This is a genomic window from Arthrobacter sp. Z1-15, assembly GCF_054792395.1.
Genome location: NZ_CP096454.1, coordinates 849,919 through 870,539, shown reverse-complemented (window position 1 = coordinate 870,539; position 20,621 = coordinate 849,919). Strand labels below are relative to the sequence as shown.

Annotated in this window: 21 protein-coding genes; 5 read left to right on the top strand and 16 right to left on the bottom strand. The window is 65.5% G+C overall.

Annotated elements, in window-relative coordinates:
- Nucleotides 1-51: 51 nt before the first annotated feature.
- Nucleotides 52-1,659, top strand: coding sequence for a stealth family protein (locus tag M1D40_RS04050; protein ID WP_461170300.1), 1,608 nt, complete (start codon nucleotides 52-54; stop codon nucleotides 1,657-1,659).
- 66 nt (nucleotides 1,660-1,725) lie between these two features.
- Here M1D40_RS04050 and M1D40_RS04045 read toward each other — a convergent pair whose 3' ends face one another.
- Complete coding sequence (locus tag M1D40_RS04045) at nucleotides 1,726-3,393, bottom strand: catalase (RefSeq protein WP_341394136.1); 1,668 nt, start codon at nucleotides 3,391-3,393, stop codon at nucleotides 1,726-1,728.
- A gap of 145 nt (nucleotides 3,394-3,538) precedes the next feature.
- On the opposite strand from M1D40_RS04045, the gene M1D40_RS04040 reads away from it, so the two are divergent.
- On the top strand, nucleotides 3,539-3,961 hold the full coding sequence (locus tag M1D40_RS04040; protein WP_341394137.1) for a pyridoxamine 5'-phosphate oxidase family protein: 423 nt from the start codon (nucleotides 3,539-3,541) through the stop codon (nucleotides 3,959-3,961).
- A 7-nt stretch (nucleotides 3,962-3,968) separates the two neighbouring features.
- On the opposite strand, the gene M1D40_RS04035 is transcribed toward M1D40_RS04040, so the two are convergent.
- Entirely contained in the window at nucleotides 3,969-4,865 is an 897-nt protein-coding gene (locus M1D40_RS04035; RefSeq protein ID WP_341394138.1) for a phosphodiesterase, read from the bottom strand.
- Between the two features lie 252 nt (nucleotides 4,866-5,117).
- Here M1D40_RS04035 and M1D40_RS04030 point away from each other — a divergent pair, with 252 nt between their 5' ends.
- Nucleotides 5,118-5,669: a hypothetical protein gene (locus M1D40_RS04030; RefSeq protein WP_341394139.1), complete on the top strand. Its 552-nt coding sequence runs from the start codon at nucleotides 5,118-5,120 to the stop codon at nucleotides 5,667-5,669.
- 18 nt (nucleotides 5,670-5,687) lie between these two features.
- On the opposite strand, the gene M1D40_RS04025 is transcribed toward M1D40_RS04030, so the two are convergent.
- Genes M1D40_RS04025 through M1D40_RS04010 form a run of 4 tightly spaced genes read right to left on the bottom strand, consistent with a single transcriptional unit; the run spans nucleotide 5,688 to nucleotide 8,746 of the window.
- The gene (locus tag M1D40_RS04025) at nucleotides 5,688-6,581 is read right to left on the bottom strand and encodes a metal ABC transporter permease (protein WP_461170299.1); all 894 of its coding nucleotides are present in this window, start codon (nucleotides 6,579-6,581) and stop codon (nucleotides 5,688-5,690) included.
- Entirely contained in the window at nucleotides 6,574-7,353 is a 780-nt protein-coding gene (locus M1D40_RS04020) for a metal ABC transporter ATP-binding protein (protein WP_461170298.1), read from the bottom strand. Before M1D40_RS04020 ends, M1D40_RS04025 begins: the two co-directional genes overlap by 8 nt.
- Nucleotides 7,350-8,282: a metal ABC transporter substrate-binding protein gene (locus M1D40_RS04015; RefSeq protein ID WP_461170297.1), complete on the bottom strand. Its 933-nt coding sequence runs from the start codon at nucleotides 8,280-8,282 to the stop codon at nucleotides 7,350-7,352. Before M1D40_RS04015 ends, M1D40_RS04020 begins: the two co-directional genes overlap by 4 nt.
- A gap of 47 nt (nucleotides 8,283-8,329) precedes the next feature.
- Nucleotides 8,330-8,746: an ASCH domain-containing protein gene (locus tag M1D40_RS04010; RefSeq protein WP_461170296.1), complete on the bottom strand. Its 417-nt coding sequence runs from the start codon at nucleotides 8,744-8,746 to the stop codon at nucleotides 8,330-8,332.
- Nucleotides 8,747-8,845: 99 nt separating this feature from the next.
- Between M1D40_RS04010 and M1D40_RS04005 the strand changes: the two genes are divergently transcribed.
- On the top strand, nucleotides 8,846-9,781 hold the full coding sequence (locus tag M1D40_RS04005) for an alpha/beta fold hydrolase (RefSeq protein ID WP_461170295.1): 936 nt from the start codon (nucleotides 8,846-8,848) through the stop codon (nucleotides 9,779-9,781).
- On the opposite strand, the gene M1D40_RS04000 is transcribed toward M1D40_RS04005, so the two are convergent.
- The 5 genes from M1D40_RS04000 to M1D40_RS03980 form a co-directional block, all read right to left on the bottom strand.
- Entirely contained in the window at nucleotides 9,778-11,238 is a 1,461-nt protein-coding gene (locus tag M1D40_RS04000; RefSeq protein WP_461170997.1) for an SLC13 family permease, read from the bottom strand. The genes M1D40_RS04005 and M1D40_RS04000 overlap by 4 nt on opposite strands.
- A gap of 154 nt (nucleotides 11,239-11,392) precedes the next feature.
- Complete coding sequence (locus M1D40_RS03995; RefSeq protein ID WP_341394145.1) at nucleotides 11,393-12,394, bottom strand: glycine betaine ABC transporter substrate-binding protein; 1,002 nt, start codon at nucleotides 12,392-12,394, stop codon at nucleotides 11,393-11,395.
- Nucleotides 12,395-12,465: 71 nt separating this feature from the next.
- Nucleotides 12,466-13,320: an ABC transporter permease gene (locus M1D40_RS03990; RefSeq protein WP_341394146.1), complete on the bottom strand. Its 855-nt coding sequence runs from the start codon at nucleotides 13,318-13,320 to the stop codon at nucleotides 12,466-12,468.
- A complete protein-coding gene (locus M1D40_RS03985) occupies nucleotides 13,317-14,549 on the bottom strand; it encodes an ATP-binding cassette domain-containing protein (protein ID WP_461170294.1) in 1,233 nt (410 codons plus the stop codon). Before M1D40_RS03985 ends, M1D40_RS03990 begins: the two co-directional genes overlap by 4 nt.
- Nucleotides 14,542-15,183: an ABC transporter permease gene (locus M1D40_RS03980; protein ID WP_341394148.1), complete on the bottom strand. Its 642-nt coding sequence runs from the start codon at nucleotides 15,181-15,183 to the stop codon at nucleotides 14,542-14,544. The genes M1D40_RS03985 and M1D40_RS03980 overlap by 8 nt, the downstream gene beginning before the upstream one ends.
- A gap of 166 nt (nucleotides 15,184-15,349) precedes the next feature.
- Here M1D40_RS03980 and M1D40_RS03975 point away from each other — a divergent pair, with 166 nt between their 5' ends.
- Nucleotides 15,350-16,039 carry an NADPH-dependent F420 reductase gene (locus tag M1D40_RS03975; protein WP_461170293.1) on the top strand — a complete coding sequence of 230 codons (690 nt, stop codon included), beginning with the start codon at nucleotides 15,350-15,352 and terminating at the stop codon, nucleotides 16,037-16,039.
- Nucleotides 16,040-16,088: 49 nt separating this feature from the next.
- Here the strand turns inward: M1D40_RS03975 and M1D40_RS03970 are convergent, their stop codons facing one another.
- The 5 genes from M1D40_RS03970 to M1D40_RS03950 all read right to left on the bottom strand — a co-directional run bounded on the left by M1D40_RS03970 (nucleotide 16,089) and on the right by M1D40_RS03950 (nucleotide 20,490).
- Nucleotides 16,089-17,105 carry a zinc-binding dehydrogenase gene (locus tag M1D40_RS03970; RefSeq protein ID WP_461170292.1) on the bottom strand — a complete coding sequence of 339 codons (1,017 nt, stop codon included), beginning with the start codon at nucleotides 17,103-17,105 and terminating at the stop codon, nucleotides 16,089-16,091.
- Between the two features lie 64 nt (nucleotides 17,106-17,169).
- The gene (locus M1D40_RS03965; protein ID WP_341394151.1) at nucleotides 17,170-18,225 is read right to left on the bottom strand and encodes a zinc-dependent alcohol dehydrogenase family protein; all 1,056 of its coding nucleotides are present in this window, start codon (nucleotides 18,223-18,225) and stop codon (nucleotides 17,170-17,172) included.
- 84 nt (nucleotides 18,226-18,309) lie between these two features.
- Nucleotides 18,310-18,720 (bottom strand): YchJ family protein, encoded by a 411-nt coding sequence (locus M1D40_RS03960; RefSeq protein WP_341394152.1) that lies wholly within the window; start codon nucleotides 18,718-18,720, stop codon nucleotides 18,310-18,312.
- Nucleotides 18,721-18,775: 55 nt separating this feature from the next.
- Entirely contained in the window at nucleotides 18,776-19,096 is a 321-nt protein-coding gene (locus M1D40_RS03955; RefSeq protein WP_461170291.1) for a hypothetical protein, read from the bottom strand.
- Nucleotides 19,093-20,490 (bottom strand): serine/threonine-protein kinase, encoded by a 1,398-nt coding sequence (locus M1D40_RS03950; RefSeq protein WP_461170290.1) that lies wholly within the window; start codon nucleotides 20,488-20,490, stop codon nucleotides 19,093-19,095. Before M1D40_RS03950 ends, M1D40_RS03955 begins: the two co-directional genes overlap by 4 nt.
- Nucleotides 20,491-20,621: the final 131 nt, after the last annotated feature.

The following is a 20,621-nucleotide window of genomic DNA, read 5'->3' as shown; positions in this document are numbered from 1 at the left end:
CGCACGAGCCGCGCTCTTCCGCCGCGGCCGCCGGCCCCGCACGCGAACTTATTGGAGGTTCCGATTACAGATATAGCCGCAGAACACGATGTGTATTTCGGTACTCCCGAGCCCGTTCATGAGAGTGAAGACCTCCAGACCGCATCCCTGGCCGTCATCGAGCGGGTGGAGCACCGGCCGGACGTCGTCAAGGTCAAGGGCCGCCTGACCCTGATGGACACCGGCCTGACCCCGAACCAGGCCATGGTCGAGGACCTGCTGTTTGTCCGCAAGGTCCTGGACGACGCCGGCATTGCCTACCTTCTCGTCCGCGGAAATGACCAGCGCCCGGTCATCGCCATAGACCTCGTACACCGCGCAGACCTTCGCCGGGCCATGGTTGAGGCCTGCCGCGAAGAACCGTTTTATGCCCGCAGCGTGGACACCAAAAAGACCCGAACCCTGCTGATCGCCGACGGTGAGCTCTCACCGGCTGAATCGTCCCGGATCATCCGGGTCTTCCGCCCGCGCGCCGTCAGCGGCACCAACCTGACGTTCGGCCCCTCCGCCGGTGTGCAGCTGGAACTGTGGGACCTCAGCGGCCCCGAAATCACGCTGCCCGTGGAGAACTCCCTGACCCGCCGCACGCTGCCGGCCAATGAAGTGGTCCGCGGCACGGTGGAGAAGCACGGTCTGACCTGGCCGACCATCGAGAACATGTTTGCCGACCACGCCACGGACATCGACTTCGACGTCGACCTCGTCTTCTCCTGGGTAGACGGCAGCTCGGCCGAATACCAAGCCGCCCGGGCCGCCCGGATGAAGGACGCCGTAGTGGGCGAAGGCGATGACCACGAGGCACGCTTCCGCCACATCAACGAGCTCAAGTACGCCCTGCGTTCCGTCTACATGTTCGCCCCGTGGATCCGCCGGATCTTCATCGCCACGGACTCGGACCGCCCGGACTGGCTGGCCGATCACCCCTCGGTGACCTTCGTCCGCGCAGAGGAGCACTTCAGGGACCCCTCGGTGCTGCCCACGCACAATTCGCAGGCAGTCGAAGCCCAGCTCCAGCACATCCCCGGCCTGGCGGAACACTTCCTGTATTCCAATGACGACATGTTCTTCGGCAGGCCGGTGGGCCCGGACCTGTTCTTCTCCCCCGGCGGCATCACCAAGTTCATCGAGGCCAGCACCCGGATTGGCCTCGGCGCCAACGATCCCGAGCGCAGCGGCTTCGAAAACGCCGCCCGCGTGAACCGCAGGCTGCTCTGGGAACGGTTCGGCCGGATTACCACGCGGCATCTGGAACACACGGCGGCGCCGCTGCGCCGGAGCGTGCTTTTGGAGATGGAGAATGAGTTCCCGAACGAATTTGCCGCTACGGCGGCGAGCCGGTTCCGTGCCAAGGACAATATCTCGGTCACCAATTCGCTGTACCACTACTACGCGCTGCTCACCGGGCGGGCCGTAACGCAGGAAACCGCCAAGGTGAAGTATGTGGACACCACGTCCTACGCCGGCCTGAAGTCGATGGACAAGCTGCTGGCCAAGCGCAACATGGACCTGTTCTGCCTCAATGACGGAAGCTTCCCGGAAGTCCCGGCAGAAGAACGCGCCGAACGCGTTACGGATTTCCTCGAGAAGTTCTTCCCGATCAAGGCGCCCTGGGAAATGTAGGCGGCAGGACGACGACGGCGGGGCCCCCTCAGGTGCGCCCCGCCGTCGTCGTTCCCGGTACAGAAACTACCGGGTAACCACCACGTGCTCGTTGGGCACGCAGTGCGTCATGGTCAGGCCCTCGACGTTCCGCGGTCCGTTGTGGCCCAGGTTCTTCATCCGCTCGGTTTCTTCCTCATTGAGCGTCTGGGTGGCCAGCGGGCCGAGATCCTTGATCTCGTCCAGGCTGATGCCCAGGCCCTCGCCGACGCGTGCACCCAGCTCGTCATCGGTCATGTAGAAGTGCCAGAGCATGCGCTCCTGCACAGGACGGACCGCCTCGCCGACGTTGGCAATGAAGTTGGCGACCAGGTCGTCCTTCTCCCACTGCTCCATCAGCTGGTAGCGCTGGCCGGCCTGCATGTAGTCGTTCGTGCGGGGCAGGCGGGCGCGGGTCAGGCGGCCTTCGAGCTCAGGTCCGACCGCAGCCGGTGCCGTCCCGGGTGCTTCCTGCAGCCCGCCGGTGATGTTCGGCTCGTAGTTCACGTGCGGGTTCTGGCCCGGAGCGAGGTCGGTGCCGAAGGACATCTGGCCGCCGCGCTGGTTGGTGGCCACGCGTGCGTTTTTCGCGGAGTTCACCGGAAGCTGCAGGTAGTTCGGGCCTACACGGTAGCGCTGGGTATCGGAGTAGCTGAACGTACGGCCAACGAGCATCTTGTCGTCGGAGAAGTCCAGTCCGTCCACCAGGACACCGGTACCGAAGGCGATCTGCTCGTTTTCGTTGTGGTGGTCCGTGACGTTGCGGTTCAGGGTCATGGTGCCCACGTACTTGGGCTCGAACTCCTGCTCCGGCCACGTCTTGGTGTCGTCCAGCGGATCGAAGTCCAGTTCCGGATGATCGTTGTCATCCATCAGCTGCACGTACAGGTCCCACTTGGGGTAGTCGCCGCGTTCGATGGCCTCGTAAAGGTCCTTCGAGGCGTGACCCAGGTCGTTGGCCTGGATGTTCGCTGCGTCTTCCTCGGTCAGGGACTTCACGCCCTGCTGCGGGAGCCAGTGGTACTTGACCAGCTTGGTGTCGCCCTGTTCGTTGACCCATTTGTAGGTATTCACTCCGAAGCCCTGCATGTGGCGGTAGTCGGCCGGGATGCCGCGCGGGCTGAAGAGATTCACCAGCATGTGCATGGCTTCGGGGGTCTGCGACATGAAGTCGAAGATGCGGGCCGGTTCCTGACGGAAGGTGACGGGGTCCGGCTTCAGGGAGTGGATCACGTCGGGGAACTTGATGGCGTCGCGAATGAAGAAGACGCCCAGGTTGTTGCCCACCAGGTCCCAGTTGCCGTCTTCGGTGTAGAACTTCACGGCGAAGCCGCGCGGGTCGCGGGCGGTCTCTGAAGAGTCCCGGCCGCCGATGACAGAGGAAAGGCGGATGGCCAGGTCGGTCTTCTTGCCCGGCTCGGAGAAGAGCTTGGCGCGGGTGTACTTGGCAATGGGCTCGTCGCCCCACTTGCCGGAGGCCTCAAACTCGCCGTAGGCCACAAAACCGCGGGCGTGAACTACGCGTTCCGGGATCCGCTCGCGGTCGAAGTGGCTGATCTTTTCGAGGAGCTGGTAGTTCTCAAGGGTAGCCGGGCCGCGGGCCCCCACCGTACGGCTGTTCTGGTTGTCATAGACCGGGTGGCCCTGCCGCGTAGTCAGGTACGCCTCGGCCTGCTGCCGGCCGTCGTCGGGGTGCTGATTGTGTGGTTCCGTCATCACATTCTCTCCGGGTCGATGTCCTTGCTGATCAGGATGAAGATCTCCTTCCCTTCAACTCTGTATTGGACGGACATCACTCGTCAACCGGCGCCAGGTCACCGATGCAGTGGCGGCAAGCGTTCCTGCTTGGCAGACTGGGGCCATGACTACTGACGATCTTCCTCCCGTTGTGGAACTCACCGCTGAGCAGAGCTGGAAATACCTGGAGCAGACGTACCACGGACGCTTGGCGGTCAGCGTGAACAATCAGCCCAGTATTTACCCGCTGAATTATTACGCGCACGACGGCGTTATCCTCTTCCGCACGAGCCCGGGCACCAAGCTGGCCGAGTTGACGGTAAACGAGCACGTGGCCTTCGAGGCGGACGGGGTTCACAGCGACCAGGCCTGGTCAGTGGTGGTTAAGGGCACCACGCGCCGGCTGGAAAACCAAAGCGAAATTGACGCCGCGGACGAACTCCCGCTGCAGCCGTGGATCCGGACGCTGAAATACCGGTACGTGGAAATTCAGCCGGAAAGCATCACCGGGCGGTTCTTCAATCTGGGACCCGAACCGGAGCGGTAAGGGATTTCTAGGCCGAGGTCAGCTGCTGCGCGTCGAGAATCCGGACACCTGCTGCTTCGAGGCGGCGGCGGGTCTCGGCCTCGTCCACCCGTTCGCCGACCGTCCTGTCCTCATCCAGCGGGACGACCGAATGAACCACCGAGTCCTCGTAGACGTGCACCATGTTGTACGCCTGCCCCGCGTCCTGTCCGCGGGTTCCGGGCGTGGTCAGGTCCTGCGTGTAACAGGTAGCTGACGCCACGGACACGGGGATCCCGGCAAAGGTGGCAAAGGTGGAGTAGTGCAGGTGCCCGGCGATGATGGACCGGACGTCAGTCCCCTCCAGCGCTGCGGCGAGGTCCCGCTGATGGCGCAGCTCCACCAGGACGGTCAGGTCCTGGACGCTGGGGACCGGCGGGTGGTGCATGGCCAGCACGGTGCCTTCCGGGGCGGGCGTCCGGAGGACGTCGCGGAGCCAGGTCAGCTGGGCGCCGCTGAGCTCCCCGTGGTGGTACCCCGGGACAGTGGTGTCCAGGGTAATGATTCGCAGTCCGTTGACCAGGTAAACGCGGTCCACCGGCGCCATGTCCGGAGCTTCATCCAGCAGTGCCGACTTGAAGTTCTCGCGGTTGTCGTGGTTGCCCATGGCCCAGATCACCCGGGCTCCCATGCGCTCGGCGGCAGGCAGAACAATGTCGCGGAGCTTGGCGTAGGCCTGGGGTTCGCCTTTGTCGGCCAGATCGCCGGTGAAAACAATCGCCTCGGGTTTCTGCCCGGAATCTTCCAGCCGGCTGAAGAGCTCTTCCAGTTTGGCCCGGCTGTCCACTGCTCCATAGAGCGGACCGGTGCCGCCGACCAGGTGTGTGTCGCTGAGGTGAAGAATGAAATGACGCGGCCGGGGGTGTTCGGCCGGGAGGAAATCCATGAGGACCTTCTAGTGTCGACGACAGCTGCTACTGCGTTCCTTCCCCTCCATAAAAGCAGAGTTTTGGGTTGAAGGTTAACCAAAGGCGGCGTGTTCGCCCCCCGGGTAGTTCAGGTGGTGCCCGGACGGGACTCCGCACAGGCAATCGGGCCGGCTCGGCTCCGGCTCCGCAGGTTGGATTGCCTGCTCTGGCGCGCCGCCCCTCCCGGCCGTAGGCTCAGGGATGTCAGCGACTTCACGGAAGGACCCCCCATGAGAATCAGCCACATTCCGCTGCGTCTGGCCACCGGCGCGTACATCCTGAACTCCGGCCTGGGCAAGCGCAACCTCGACGCGGAAAGCGCCGCCGGGCTGCAGCAGATGGCCTCCAACGCCTTTCCCCAGGTCATGGACCTTGACTCGGAACGGTTCGGCAAGCTGCTGAGCGCTGCCGAGATCACCGTGGGACTGACCCTGTTGATGCCGTTCGTCCCGAGCCGGCTCGCCGGACTGGTCCTCGGAGCGTTCTCGGGCGGGATGCTCACCATGTATGCAAAGACTCCGGGCCTGACAGAAGCTGACGGCATCCGGCCCACTGCCCAGGGAACCCCGCTGGCCAAGGACGTCTGGATGGCAGGGATTGCCGCTTCCCTGATCCTGGACCGCAAAAACAGGACCAAGATCAAGGAAGTCACCAAGGTCAAGGAAGTCAAGGTGCCGGCCCCGGTCAAGGCGGGCGTTGCTGCTGCGGCAGTCAAGACGGCCAAGGATGTGGCGGGGAAAAAGGACAGGAAGAACAGCAAGAAGTCCAAGGCATCCAAATAGGCTGGAAGGGCGCCGGTGCTACCTGCGGCTGGGCATCGGGGCGTTTGCGGGTGAGCCCGCATCTGCAGCCGGTCGGCCGGCAAACAGCCGGCGCCCGAGAACCCCGTGGTGCGGCGCAAGCAGATATACCAGAGTGAAGACCGTGCCCTGACAGAGGACGATCATGCCCCCGGGCGAGGTGTCCAGGTACCAGCTTAGGTACAGCCCGGCCACCGAGCACGCGACGGAGAGCACCGGCGCCACCACCAGCATCCGGTTGAACCGGTCAGTGATCAGGTGGGCGGTTGCTCCCGGAATGATCAGCATGGCCACGACCAGGATCACCCCCACCGCTTGGAGGGCAACGACGGAGGTCAGCGCCAGCAGCCCCAGCAGGGCGGCACCGAGCAGGCGCGGGCTAAGCCCGACTGCGTGGGCGTGGGTTCGGTCGAAGGCGTACAGGGTGAAATCCCGCCGCTTGAGCAGCAGTGCCAGCAGCGTCAGCCCGCCCAGAACGGCAACCTGGGTGAGGTCGCCGGCGCTGACACCGAGGATGTTGCCAAAAATGATGTGGTTCAGGTCGGTTTGGCTGGGGGTGACGGAAATCAGCACCAGCCCCAGTGCAAAGAGCGTGGTGAAGACGATCCCCATTGCCGCGTCTTCCTTGACCCGGCTGGTTCCGTTCACCAGCCCGATCAGGCCCACGGCAAGGAACCCGAACAGCACCGCGCCGACGGCGAACGGGAGTCCGGCGATGTAGGCCAGCACCACACCGGGCAGCACCGCGTGGGAAACGGCGTCTCCCATCAGCGACCAGCCGATGAGGACCAGCCAGCAGGAGAGCACCCCGCAGACCGCTGCCGCAATGACGGCCACGGCCACTGCCCGGAGCATGAAGTCGTAGCTGAGGGGACCGAGCAGGATCTCAAGCATTGCCGGCTCCGTTCCGGGGTCCACCCGCAGGGGCCGGGGCGGCCGCAGCCATCACATCCAGGCCGAAGGCCCGGGCCAGGTGTTCGGGGCGGAGCACCTCGGAAGGATGCCCGTGCACCAGGACGCGGCGCATCAGCAGCACCGCCTGGTCGGCGAGGGCGGGCAGGGCCTGCAGGTCATGGGTGGAAACGAGGACGCTGCAGCCGTCGTCGGCCAGTACGCGCAGCTGGGAGGTGATCGTGGCCTCGGACCGTTTGTCCACCCCGGCAAAGGGCTCATCCAGCAGCAGGACCGAGGCTTCCTGCGCAATGCCGCGCGCCACGAAGGCCCGCTTCTTCTGTCCGCCGGAAAGGCGGCCAATCTGCCGGTCGGCGAACCCGGTGAGTTCCACCCGTTCCAGGGCACGGTCCACGGCGTTATGGTCCGCCTTCCGCGGCCGGCGGGTGAATCCCATCCGCCCGTAGCGTCCCATCATGACGACGTCGCGCACCGAGACCGGAAAGGACCAGTCCACCTCCTCGCTCTGCGGTACGTAGGCCACTTCCCCGTTGCGGCGGGCCCGGGCGGGCGGGGTTCCGTGGATTCTTACGCTTCCGGCGTCGGGTTTCACCAGCCCCATGATCGTTTTGAAGAGAGTGGATTTGCCGGAACCATTCATCCCCACCAATCCGCAGATGCAGCCGGGGTCCAGGGTGAGGCTGGCGTGTTCGAGCGCCGTGACGTCTCCGTAGCGAACGGTCACGCCGCTGACCTCGAGCGCCGGTACCCTCACTGCGCACCTCCGGTGAGGCCCTTGAGGATAACGCCGCTGTCATATCGCAGCAGGTCCAGGTAGGTGGGGACGGGCCCGTCAGCCCCTGAAAGGGAATCCACGTACAGAACGCCGCCGAACTCGGCATCGCTTGCCTCGACCACCTGCTGCATGGGTGCGTCCGAGACGGTGGACTCGCAGAAGACGGCCGGGACCCCGTTCTCACGCACATACCTGATGGTGTCCGTGATCTGCTGCGGGGTGGCCTGCTGCTCCGAGTTGACCGCCCAGAGATACTGCTCGGTGAGCCCGGCATCACGCGCCAAATAGGAGAAAGCGCCTTCGCAGGTCACCAGGGCCCGCTGGTTCGGGGGAAGGGACGCGAGTTCGCCGGTCAGCTGGTCATGGACCTGCTGCAGTTCAGCCTTGTAGGCTGCTCCGTTGGCTTCATAGTCCGCTGCGTTGTCCGGATCCAAATCAGTAAAGGCGGCAACCATGTTGTCCACGTAGATCTGGCCGTTCACCGGGGACATCCAGGCGTGCGGATTGGGCGTACCGGCATACGCGTCCTCAGCGATGTCGATGGTCTGCACCCCTTCGCTGACCACGACGTGCGGTACGTCGACGTCGGCCACGAACCGGGCGAACCAGGCTTCCAGGTTCATGCCGTTGTCCAGGATCAGGTCTGCGGAGGCAGCCGTACGGAGGTCTCCCGGCGTCGGCTCATAGCCATGGATTTCGGCGCCTGGCTTTGTGATTGATTCGACCCGCAGGTGTTCACCGCCCACGTTTTCGGCCATGTCCGCCAGCACCGTAAAAGTAGTCAGCACAACAGGCCGCCCGTCTTCGGCGGGATCGGCACCGGCGGGGGCGCTGCAGCCCGCGAGGACCAGCAAGCCCGTGACTGCAGCGGCAAGGGGAACATGTCTGAAGCGAGTGTGAGAGGCCATAGCAGGACCCTAATATTAGGGAGCCCGTAAACACAAGTTCGGGATGCCTAACTCTGGATGACCCGAAACCGTTCGAGCAGCACCATCGTGCAATCGTCAACGGTGAAGGCCGGGTCCCCCAGAGCGCTGCGGAACTCCTCGCCGTGCCAAAAATCTTCGTGTGCGGCCCTCCACTCCTCGAGCGTCCCGTGCCCTTCGCCCTCGTCCCTGGCGTGCTGCAGATCCACTGCCCCGAGCGGGACCAGCCGGATGCCCGTCACTTCCAGAACGGCCAGCGGCTCCCGGCTGCTGCCGATCAGGACTGACCGGTCACCGGGACGGGGCAGCGGTTCCCCGCCGTCGTCGTCGTATTGGAGGGCCAGGCTGGTGGTACTGGTCTTCGACCCGTCCAGGATGGCCCGGACCAGCGCGTCGCGCAGCGGACCGGGAAAGGCGAATTCGGCACAGGGCAGGTGTGGTTCCATTCCAGGGAGCCTACCGCCTGGATTGGAAGCAAAAAGTGGCGGGTGAGTCCCCGCCGTGGTTAGGTGGGCCAAGCCCGCCCTGCTATGAAAGGAAGCACCATGACCGAGGACCTGCCCGGGTTTGAGCTCTACGACTCCTTCGCGGTGGAGGCGAACGGAATCACGGTGACCGGCCGCATCTCCCGCTCCGACGCTTCCGGAGCCAAGCCGCCCCTGCTGCTTCTGCACGGGCATCCGGAGACCCACCTGATGTGGCACCGCATTGCCGATTCCCTCGCGGAAGACTTCACTGTGGTGGCCCCGGACCTGCGCGGATACGGAGGCTCTTCCAAACCGGCGGGCGACCCCGACCACTCCACCTACAGCAAGCGGGAGATGGCGAAGGACGCCGTCCGGCTGATGGAGCATTTCGGTGCCGAGCGGGGTTTCAGCAGCTTTGTGCTCTGCGCCCATGACCGGGGAGCACGGGTGGGGCACCGGATGCTGGCCGACCACCCCGGTCTGGTGTCCCGGGCAATGTTTCTGGACATAGCCCCCACCCTGGACATGTACGCCGCCACCGACCGGGCTTTTGCCGAAGCCTATTTCCACTGGTTTTTCCTGATCCAGCCGGAACCGATGCCGGAGGCCCTGATTGAAGCCAATACGCGGGGCTACATCGAGAACATCATGGGCACCCGCTACGCAGGGCTGGCACCGTTTCCCGCTCCGGTGCTGGACGCCTATGCCGAGGCGCTCTCCTCCCCCGGTGCCGTCCATGCCATGTGCGAGGACTACCGGGCCGCCGCCACCATCGATCTGGAGCACGACCGGGCGGACCGCGCCGCCGGTCTCACCCTGGATGTCCCGCTGCGCGTGCTCTGGGGGCGTCACGGCGTCGTGCACACGCAGTTCGATGCCCTGGGACTTTGGGAAAAGGCAGTGCCCGGCGTGACCGGCAGGGCCGTGGACGCCGGGCACTATCTCCCCGAAGAAGCTCCGGGGGAAGTGCTGGCCGAGATCAGGGACTTCTTTGCGGCCTCGCGGCCGGACTAATACACGATCCCGAATACCCAGACTGCCAGGGTAAAGGTCACCAGGGTGGTCAGTACCAAGGCAATGAGATTGAGCCAGACCCCTGCCTTGACCATGTGGACAATTTCCACGTGCCCCGAAGAGAAGGCGATGGCGTTGGGCGGTGTCGCCACGGGAAGCATGAACGCGCAGGTTGCGGCAATGGCCACCGGGATGACCAACAGCATCGGGTCTACGCCGAGCCCCAGTGCAACGCCGCCGATCAGCGGCAGGAAGGTGGCCGCCGTCGCCGTGTTGCTGGTTAGCTCCGTCAGTCCCAGTACAAGGGCGGCAACGGCTGCCACGATGAGGATCAGCGGAAGCGCTTCGAGTCCGGAGACCTGCGTGCCGATCCACTCGCTCAGTCCGCTGGCGGTAAAGCGCGAGGAGAGGGCGAGCCCGCCTCCGAAGAGGATCAGGATGTCCCACGGCAGCTCCTTGGCGCTGGACCAGTCCAGCAGCGGCACGCCTTTCCTGATGTTGGCGGGAACCACGAACAGAAGCACGGCCACGCCCATGGCAATCACGGCGTCCGCGAAATTGGAATCAGGCCACAGCAGCGGCACGGTAATCCACGACGCGGCGGCGAGGACGAAGATCGCCAGGACCTGCTTTTCGCCCGCCGACATCCTGCCGAGCAGCTTGTACTCGCGCTGAATCATCTCCCTGCCGCCGGGAATCTCGCTGATCTCGGGCTTGAAAATCACACAGGTCAGCAGGTACCAGGCGATCGCCATGAAGATGACGGCCAGCGGAACCCCAACCAGCATCCATTCGCCGAAACCGATGTTCACATCATGCGTCTCCGCCATGTAGCCAACCATCAGGGCATTGGGCGGCGTCCCGATAATCGTGCCCAGCGATCCAATGGAAGCCGAGTACGCGATGCCCAGCATCAGTGCGATGCTGAAGTTCTTCGGCGCCTTCTTCTCCTTGTCCAGGTTTGCCACCAGGGTCAGCACCGAAATGCCGATCGGCAGCATCATCACCGCTGTTGCCGTGTTGGAGACCCACATGCTGAGGAACCCGGTCGCGATCATGAAACCGGCGATCAGCTGCCTCGGTTTTGTCCCGACCAGAAGCACGGTGGCCAGGGCTATGCGGCGGTGCAGGTTCCAGCGCTGCAGTGCCAGAGCCAGGAAGAACCCGCCCATGAACAGGAAAATGATGGGGTCGGCATAGGGCGGGGCAGTCTCCTTGATAGTGGAGACGTTCAGCGCCGGGAAGAGCACAAGCGGAAGCAGAGCGGTCGCTGCCAGCGGAATTGCCTCCGTCATCCACCACGCCGCCATCAGCACGGCGATGGCTGCAGTTGCCCGGGCCGGCTGGGCGACGTCCTGGGGCATCACCAAATAGACAACGACGGCGGCAACGACGCCGAGCGCCAGGCCGATCCGTTTGCGCATGAGGACCCTGCGGTCTTCAGCCGGGGCAAGCATGCCCGGGGCAGTTTCACGGGTGGTCTCTGAACCTGCGTCTGTCGTACTCGGCGTCGTCAAGGGTAGTCCTCCGGGTTAGTGGGCGGGCGTGCCCCCATCCAACCCCACTTGCCGAAGGTCTGTAAAGGAACGTCCCACGTCAGATCGGGGTGCTCTACTCCGCGGGACGAACCAGGCCCTCTTCCACCATCCAGTCAAAGGCCACCTGCTCCGGTTCCTCCCCCTGCACATCCACCTTGAGGTTCAGCGAGCGCATGGTTTCGTCGTCGAGCTTTGCCGCCACCTGCTCCAGCACCGCCTCCAGTTCCGGATACTTCTGCAGGGTCTCCGTATAAATCACGGGCGCTGCGTTGTAGGCGGGAAAGTAGTTGCGGTCATCCTCCAGTACCAGCAGATCCAGGGCGTCGATCCGGCCGTCGGTGGCGAAGACCTCCCCTACGGTGCATTCGCCCTGGTCCACTGCTCCGTAAATGGCACCCGTGTCATAGATTCCGACATTCTGTTCCGGCACTACAGTGCCGCGGTTCAGTCCGTAGAGCGCAAGCATCGGGTTGAACCCGTCCTGCCGGGAATTAAACTCGGCATCCACGCAAAAGGTGAGTTCCTCCGCCGGAAGGTTTGCCAGGTCCGAAATGCTGCTCACTCCCAGTTCCTCGGCGCGGTCCCGGCTCATGGCCATGGCATAGGTGTTGTTCAGCTCCGCCGGCGCTCCCCAGGTCAGCCCGTTGGCCTGGTCTGCGTCATAGACCGCCTGCCACTGCTCCTGCTGGTCCGGAATTCCCAGCTCGTTGCCCAGATAGGTCAGCCAGGCAGTGCCGGTGTATTCCCACATCACGTCCGCCTGCCCGCTGCGCAGCAGTTCCCTGGCCGGCAGGCTGCCGGGGACGTTGCTCAGGTCCGTGACCTGGAATCCCGCCGCTTTGGACGCGAGGACCGCCATCTTGCCCAGGATGAGCTGTTCCGTGAAGTTCTTCGAGGTCACCGTCACCGACGCGTCCTCGGGCAGGCCCTCGATCCGCTCGATGCTGCCGGTAGCCACCGGCGGGACATAGGATCCCGCGGGCTGCAGTCCGCACCCGGCCAGGACCAGGACGACGACGGCGAGCGCGGCGGCCAGCGCGGCGGCGCTTCGCGAGCGCAGCGCGGAGTTCTGCATACGTGTCCCTGTCGCTGCCCGCATCCGAGTCCCTGTCCCTGTCCGAATACGGGTCCCTGTCCTCGTCCGCATCAGAGTCCTTTCGGGCGGGCCACATGCTCCACCAGCCGGCCCACCCAGTCCACCACCAGCGCCAGCAGGGCAACCATCACGGCGCCGGCGACCAGCACGCGGGGAAGGTTAAGGTTCACCCCCGTGGTGATCAGCACACCGAGTCCGCCGCCGTTGATAAAGGTGGCCAGCGCCCCGGTTCCAACCAGCAGCACCAGGGCAGTGCGGATGCCGGCCAGCATCAGCGGCACCGCCAGGGGAAGCTCCACCCGGAACAGTACGCGCGATGCACTCATGCCCATGCCCCGACCGGCCTCCACGAGCCGCGCATCCACACTGTCCAGCCCCACCATGGTGTTGCGCAGCACCGGCAGCAGCGCATACAGGACCAGCGCCACCACCGCCGTCCAAAAGCCGAAGCCCAGCCAAAAGGCCAGCAGGACCACCAGGCCGATCGCCGGAGCCGCCTGGCCGATATTGACGACGGCGAGCACCGGGCCGGTCAGGAAACGCAGCGGTTTGCGGGTCAGCAGGATCCCCAGCGGAATGGCCACAACCAGGACGATTACGGCGGAAATCAGTGTCAGGCGCAGGTGTTCCATGACGTAGACCCAGAGCGTCTCGGGAGACAGAGTGGCCAGTTCGGTCTGCGACAGTTCGGCGGCCGAGAGCCAGAACAGCAGCAGGGCCACTGCAGCGGCTATCCCTGCGAGCTGCCAGATCAGTCCGCGCGCGGAGTTGTCCCGGACCGGGGCGCCGGCTGCCGTAGTGGTGTACCGGCGCTCCTTTGTGGCCGCTTCCTTCGACGCCGTTTCCCTCGGCGCAGGGGCGGGCGCAGAGGCACGGACGCGCCCGGCGGCCTGGCTGCTGCTCATGGCCGGCCTGCTTCCGTGGAACCCGCCGGAGCTTCGGGCATCCGGCGGGGAGCGGTTGCGCCGGTGCTTCCCCCGCCGGCTGCCGGGCGCCGGGCTCGTACGGACTGCAGGGTCAGGGGCGCGTCAATGACGCCGTTGAGTTTTCCCTGTGCGTCAGTAACCAGCGCGAGGCCCTCGTCTGAAATCAGGATGGTGTTCAGCGCATCTGCCAGGGAGTCGTCCGGCCCTACCAGCGGCAGGCCCGCTGCCCTGTGCTCCGGCAGGGACTGCAGTCCTTCCAGTTCCGCAACCGGGAGCCAGGCCAGGGGCCGGCCGTCGCCGTCGACGACGGCCGCGTGGTCCTGTCCGGCTTCCAGCGCCCGTGCCAGCACGTCCCGCGGGCTTTCCCCGGCAGTTCCAGTGACCACCGGCAGCGCAGGAACGGCGCTGACGAGGGCCAGCCCCAGCTGCTTCAGCCCGGCGTCGGATCCAATGAACTGACGAACAAAGTCATTGGCCGGAGCAGCGAGGATCCGGTCCGGGGAATCGTACTGGACCAGCTGCCCGCCTTCGGCAAACACAGCAATCCTGTCCCCCAGCTTGACTGCCTCGTTGAAGTCGTGGGTCACGAAGACAATGGTCTTCTGCAGGTTCGAGTGAATGCTGATCAGCTCATCCTGCAGACGCTCCCGCGTGATTGGATCCACGGCACCGAACGGCTCGTCCATCAGCAGCACCGGAGGATCGGCGGCCAGGGCCCGGGCCACGCCCACCCGCTGCTGCTGCCCTCCCGAGAGTTCCTTCGGATAGCGGTCCCGGTACCGGGCCGGATCCAGCGACACCAGTTCCAGAAGCTCATCCACCCGGCGCGAGGTGCGTTGCTTGTCCCAGCCGAGCATCGAGGGAACGACGGCGACGTTCGCTGCCACGCTCATGTGCGGAAACAGGCCGCCGGCTTGGATGACGTACCCGATGCCCCGGCGCAGTTCGTCAGCGTCGGCGCCGATAATATCGCTGCCGCCGAGCAGTATCCGTCCCGAGGTGGGCTCGATCAGCCGGTTGATCATTTTCAGGGTGGTTGTTTTCCCGCAGCCGCTTGGACCGACAAGCATGACCATGTCACCGGCAGGGATCTCCATGTTCAGGTCATTGACGGCGGCGCGGTCCTGCCCCGGAAAGCGTTTGGTGACGTTTTCGAGCACGATGCCTTCGGAGGCGGGCCGGGAGGCGGAAGGATTCGTTTCAGACACGGATACCTCTCGGAATTGTGATCCTGCCCAGTCCAATGAGCAGCAGGTCAAGGATGAGGGCGAGCAGCACTACGCCGACGACTCCGGTCACCACCGATTCCAGGGCATTGGCGCCGCCCAGCCTGGACAGGCCGGAGAAGATAAAGCCGCCGAGTCCGGGGCCGAGGGCATAGGCCGCGACGGCCGCTATCCCCATCACCATCTGCCCGGAAACGCGGATGCCCGCCAGGATCACCGGCCACGCCAGCGGAAGCTCAATCCGGTAAAAGATGCGGATCCGTCCCATGCCCAGGCCCCGGGCCGCTTCGACGGTACTCGCCGGAACCTCGGACAGCCCGACAATGGCGTTGCGGAGGATCGGCAGCAGGGCAAAGAATCCCACCACGACAACGGCCGGGCGGACGCCGAATCCCAGCGGCGCGATCAGCAGCCCGATCAGGGCGAAGGACGGGATGGTCAGGCCGATGGCGCTGATGCTGTCGGCGGCCGACCGCAGCACCGGACTGCGGTAGGTCAGCGCCGCGGCCAGGACGGCCAGGACGGCGGCGGCCACCAGGCACTGGGCCACCAGGCTGAAGTGCTGCCAACTGGAAAACAGAATGTCGTTGAAGCGCTGGGAAACAAATTCATTCACGCCAAACCCGCTTCATCTCTCTGGTGGGAAGCCTGCGGTAATTCCAGCGTAGACCCGGGGCGGGGCGCGTGGGCAGGGGCCAGCCCGGCAATGGCACTGCCGGGAGGCATCCGGTGTTCAGCTCCGGAGCGGAATAATCCGGGAAAGGTGCTGTGTTGTAGCCCGCATGACTGAAACCACAAGCACCAGCCAGACCGGCTCCTCCCGGATTCGGACCATCGGCTTCATCGGCAGCGGAAACATCGGCTCGGCGCTGGCACGGCTGGCCCTCGGGCGCGGGATGGACGTGGTGATGAGCAACTCTCGCGGGCCGGAAACCCTGCAGGCCCTGCTGTTGGAATTGGGCGACCGCGCCCGCGCCGCCACCCCGGCCGAGGCTGCCGCGGCAGGCGACGTTGTTGTCGTCAGCATTCCGCTGAAGAACTTCCGGGCTGTCCCGGCGGCGGAACTGGCCGGCAAGACGGTCATCGACACCATGAACTACTATCCGCAGCGGGACGGGAGGATTCCCGAGCTCGACGACGAATCCACCACCTCCAGCGAGCTCCTCCAGGCGCATCTGCCGGATTCGCAGGTGGTGAAGGCGTTCAACACCATTCACTTTGAACATCTGGCCAGCCAGGGCTCGGCGCCCGGTACGCCGTCGCGGCGGGCGCTGCCGATTGCCGGCGACAGTGCAGGGGCGAAAAAACAGGTGGCCGCGCTGATTCACGAGTTCGGCTTTGACGTGGTGGACGCCGGTCCGCTCGCCGAAGGATGGCGCTTCCAGCCGGACACTCCGTCCTACGTCACTGCGCTGGATACGGACAGCCTCAGCGAAGCACTGGCCAAGGCTGCCCGCACGGCTGGGCCCTAACGCGGCCGGCGGTGCGGGCAGCCGGGAGGTAACTGCTCCCGGAGGGCACCTATGGAATCAGGACCAGCCGGATCGGATTGCCTTCCTTCGCATCGAGCTGTTTGACCGCCTGGACGGCTTCCCTGAGCGGCAGCCGGGCAGTAACGGACTTGGCGAAGTCCAGCCGGCCCAGCCGGGCCAGCTTCACCAGCTCCGGAACATGGTGGGCCTCGGAACCGTAATGGCCCAGGATCTGCTTGCGGGCGTAGGAGAATCCGGTGCTGTCGGCGATGGTGATCGGCGTGCCGCTCAGCCCCACCAGCACCAGCCTGCCGCGCCGGCCCAGGCTTTTGACGGCCTGGGCGCGGACGGCATCGACGCCGGCGAAGTCCAGCGCCGCGTCCAGGCCGCGGCCCGCCGTGGCGGCCTTCATCGCGTCGGTGAAGTCCTCCGCCAGGGGATCAAGGGCGTAGTCGGCTCCGAATTCCAGGGCACGGGCGCGGGCCTCGGCGATGGGGTCCACGGCGATGATGGGTGCGGCACCGACCAGGCGCAGCAGCTGCACTCCGTGGGCGCCGAGGCCGCCGATTCCCCAGACGCCTACCGACTCTCCCGCACGGATATCCGCGGTGGACGAAATGGCCCCCCAGGGAGTGGAGACCGCGTCGGGGATGATCGAGGCCTGGTCGAAGGGAATGCCGTCGCCAAGCTGAACCAGCACACCGGCCGGGACGACGACGTATTCGGCCCAGCCGCCGTCGTAATCCACCCCCATGGTGAGCGTGGCGCCGTTGAGCTCGTAGCCTGCCTGGATGACAACCCGGTCCCCGGCCTGGACGGACGTGACACCCGGGCCCGGCAGCTCCACCGTGCCCGCCACTTCGTGGCCGAGCGTGACCTCGCTGCCCTGGAGAAACTGCGGCTGCAGCAGGCCCTGGATCAGATGGACATCGGAGAGGCAGACGCCGGCGGCCTCCACCTTGACCCGGACAAAGCCGGGACCGGGCTCCGGGATGGGGACTTCCTTGAGGGCAAACTCTTTGGTCTCGACGTTGAGACGGCCTGCGAGCATGGTGCCGGAGGACATGGGGACCTCTTTCGCGACGATGGGGACGGCGGATACCCGCCGTCCCCATCATGCTCCCACGACCCTAGGCGTTCAAAATGACCTTGAGCGCGTCGGTTTCCGCGGCGCGGGAGAACGTGTCGTAGGCCTCGAGGATGTCATTAAGCGGATAGCGGTGGCTGATGAATTCCTCGGCCGGAAGCTTTCCTTCCGTAATCAGCTTCAGCAGCATCGAGGTGGTGTTGGTGTTCACCAGCCCGGTGCTGATATCGATGTTCTCGATCCACAGCCGGTCCAGCTCCAGGCTGACAGGCTTGCCGTGCACGCCCACGTTGGCCACGTTGCCGCCGGGCCGGACGATCCTGGTGCACATGTCAAAGGTGGCGGGAATACCAACGGCTTCCACCGCCACGTCGACGCCCCAGCCGTCAGTCTCGGCCATGATCTGCTCGCGCCAGTCCTGATCCCCGGAGTTCACGCCGTGGGTGGCGCCGAACTTGCGGGCCTGCTCCACCCGGTTCGAGTCCAGATCCACGGCGATGATCTTGGCTGCACCGTACAGCCCCGCGGTGGAGATCACGGCCAGGCCCACGGGCCCGGCACCGATGACGGCGACGACGTCGCCGGGCTTCACCTGCCCGTACTGCACGCCGATTTCGAATCCCGTGGGAAAAATGTCGCTCAGCAGGACGCCGTGCTCCGGGGAGACGCTTTCGGGCAGCCGGTACATGGAGGTGTCGGCATACGGAACGCGGATGTACTCGGCCTGGGTGCCGTCAATCAGGTGGCCGAAGATCCAGCCGATGCCTGACTGCCCCTCATCCCCCGTGCAGTGCGAATACAACCCTTCCTTGCAGAAGCTGCAGGATCCGTCCGCCGAGACGCAGGAAAGAATGACTTTGTCTCCGGTTTTGAAATTGTTCACCCCGGAACCGGTCTCCGTCACGGTGCCAACGCCCTCGTGGCCGAGGATCCTGCCGGGCGTTACCGCCGGGACGTCACCCTTGAGAATGTGCAGGTCCGTTCCGCAGATAGTGGTGGTATCGATCTTGACGATGGCGTCCCGCGGTTCCTGGATCTTCGGATCCGGAACGTCCTTCCAGGATTTCTGTCCGGGTCCTTCGTACACGAGTGCTTTCATGGTGTCCTCATCGCTCTTCAGCTCCGTTGGGTCGGTCCTTTCCCAGCCTAGGAGCAGGGTGGAAGGGTCCGTAAGGGTCCGGGCCTATTCCCCGTCGAGGTAGAGCCAGTTCCCTCCGGTCCTGACGAAGCGGCTGGTTTCCTCCTGCACTCCGCGCTCGGCGCCGTCGCGGTAGTGGGCGCGGAACCGGACCGTCCCGCGGTCATCCAGCGGCCCGCCGGCGGCGGTATCAATGATGTCCAGCCGCCGCCACTGCAGATGCGGGTCCAGGTCAAGGGCTGCCGGACGGGTGGAGGGATGCCAGGTGTCCAGCAAATACTGTCGCTTGCCGGCGGCGAAGGCCGAATAGCGTGAGCGCATCAGCGCTTCGGCGGTGGGCGCCGTCTGTACCCCCGAGTGGTACTTGCCGCAGCAGCCGGCATAGGTTTCACCGCTGAGGCAGGGGCAGCGGTCCTCGGGTGCGGGCACGGCAAAAGCTGGATCCGGTGAAGTCATGGCTCCAGTATCTCCGGTTCCGCTGCTCCCCCGGAGCAGCTCCCCTGCCGCCGGGCTAGTTTTCCCTCCCGGCCGGGGAAGTTTCAGTTTCCAGGCTCAGGCGCACAGCCTCGATCGCCCCGTTGATCCGGTCCGCACGGCTCCGTGAAACTTCTCCCAGCCGCAATGCCGTCTCCAACCGGGAGGACAGGCCGTCCAGCCCGGTCAGGGATTCCTCATATTCCCCCGCCGCAGCCGCTTCGGAAATTTCGGACACCTGCTGCTGAAGCTCATCAGCAGCTTTGGGTTCGAGGGTGGGGACCTCGCATCCGGTCAGGGCCGCAACAACCACCGCCGTGCCCAGAATGACCGGCAGGGTGCGCCCCCGGCACCTCACGGAGTGACGCTTTCCTGCAGCTCTTCCAGATGCTCGCCGAGCTGACCGGGAACTGCCGGATAACTCTGGTCCGGCGGGAAAACACCCAGCCGGTCAGCCACCAGGATCACGGACGTCACCAGAACGGCCATCGCGACCATGGCCAGCAGGCTCCGCCCCGCCAGCGCCAGCCGCGAGGGGCGCTGCGGCACCGTCGCAGCCGAACCTGCGGGCCGTTTCCGGGCTGACCCGACCCGGGGCGGAACCCGAGGCGGAGACACCGCCCGGTACACGCCTTTCGAGCCGGTGGAATGATGCACGTCCCGGGGCTGGGCACCGGGACCGGGACGCCAATCCGCTGCCGGAACGGGCCCGCTGTCCGGGGCCGGAACAGGCCCGCTGTCCGGGGCCGGAACAGGCCCGCTTTCCGGAGCCGGGACGCGACCGCTGTCCGGGGCCGGATCAGGGTGGGAGAGGTTTACAGGCTCGGGCTCCGGAAGCTCTTCCGGCCGGCCTGTGGTGCCGGGAGCCTCGGCCGTCCTGATCCCGCCCGCGGTGGCAACACCGCCGTCGTCCCCGTCGCCGGTTTCCCGGTCCGCCTGAGACAGAGGCAGCGACTCCGGAGACCCTCCGGAGGACCAGCGGTAGTCAAGCAGCGCCGCCGAGACCTCAGCTGCGGTTGGCCGCTGGTCCGGATCCCGTGAGGTCATGGATTTGAGCAGGGAGCACCAGTAGTTGCCCAGTTCATCCGGCACCTCGGGGTCGCGGCTCAGCCGGGCGATGGCTGCTTCGACCGCACTGCCGCCGAATTCAATGCGGCCGGTAACGGATTCCAGCAGCACCAGGCCAAGCGAGTAGATGTCGCTGGAGAACCCGACGTCCTGGGCGCTGGCCTGCTCCGGACTCAGATAATTGGCGGTGCCCAGCGTGGCATTCGCGGCCGTGATCCGGGCGCCGTCGAGCATCCTCGCGATGCCGAAATCTGTGAGCTTGGCCCTCGGCAGGGTGCCTGTTATGACCGGCGGAAGCAGGATATTTGCCGGCTTCACGTCGCGGTGGATGACTCCCCGTCCGTGAATGTAGGCCAGTGCGCCGGCCAGCTCCGCGCCGAGGTAGGCCGCCTCGGCCGGAGGCAGCCGCTCGACGTCCCGGAGCCGCTTGCGCAGGTCCGGTCCGTCAACGAGTTCCATGACCAAAAAGGCACGGGGTTCGCCGGCTTCGCCGTCGTCGCGGCCGGCGTCGTCCTTGCCGGCATCAAAAAGTGTCACCAGGCCCGGATGGGAAAGGGACGCCAGCAACCGCATTTCGGTTTCCTGGCGATCAACGTCGTCTGGGGCGACTGCGCTGGCCCGGAAGAGCTTTACGGCGATGTCACGGCCGAGAGCTTCATCCTGGCCCCGGTAGACGGTGGCCATGCCACCGTGGCCTATGGGTTCGTTGAGACGGTAACGCCCTGAGATGAGCCGGTTGGGGCCATCCGTTGCGAAACTTTCCATGCTGCAACCTCTTCTCCGCCCTTCAAGCGTAGCGGAGGGAAATCGTGGCG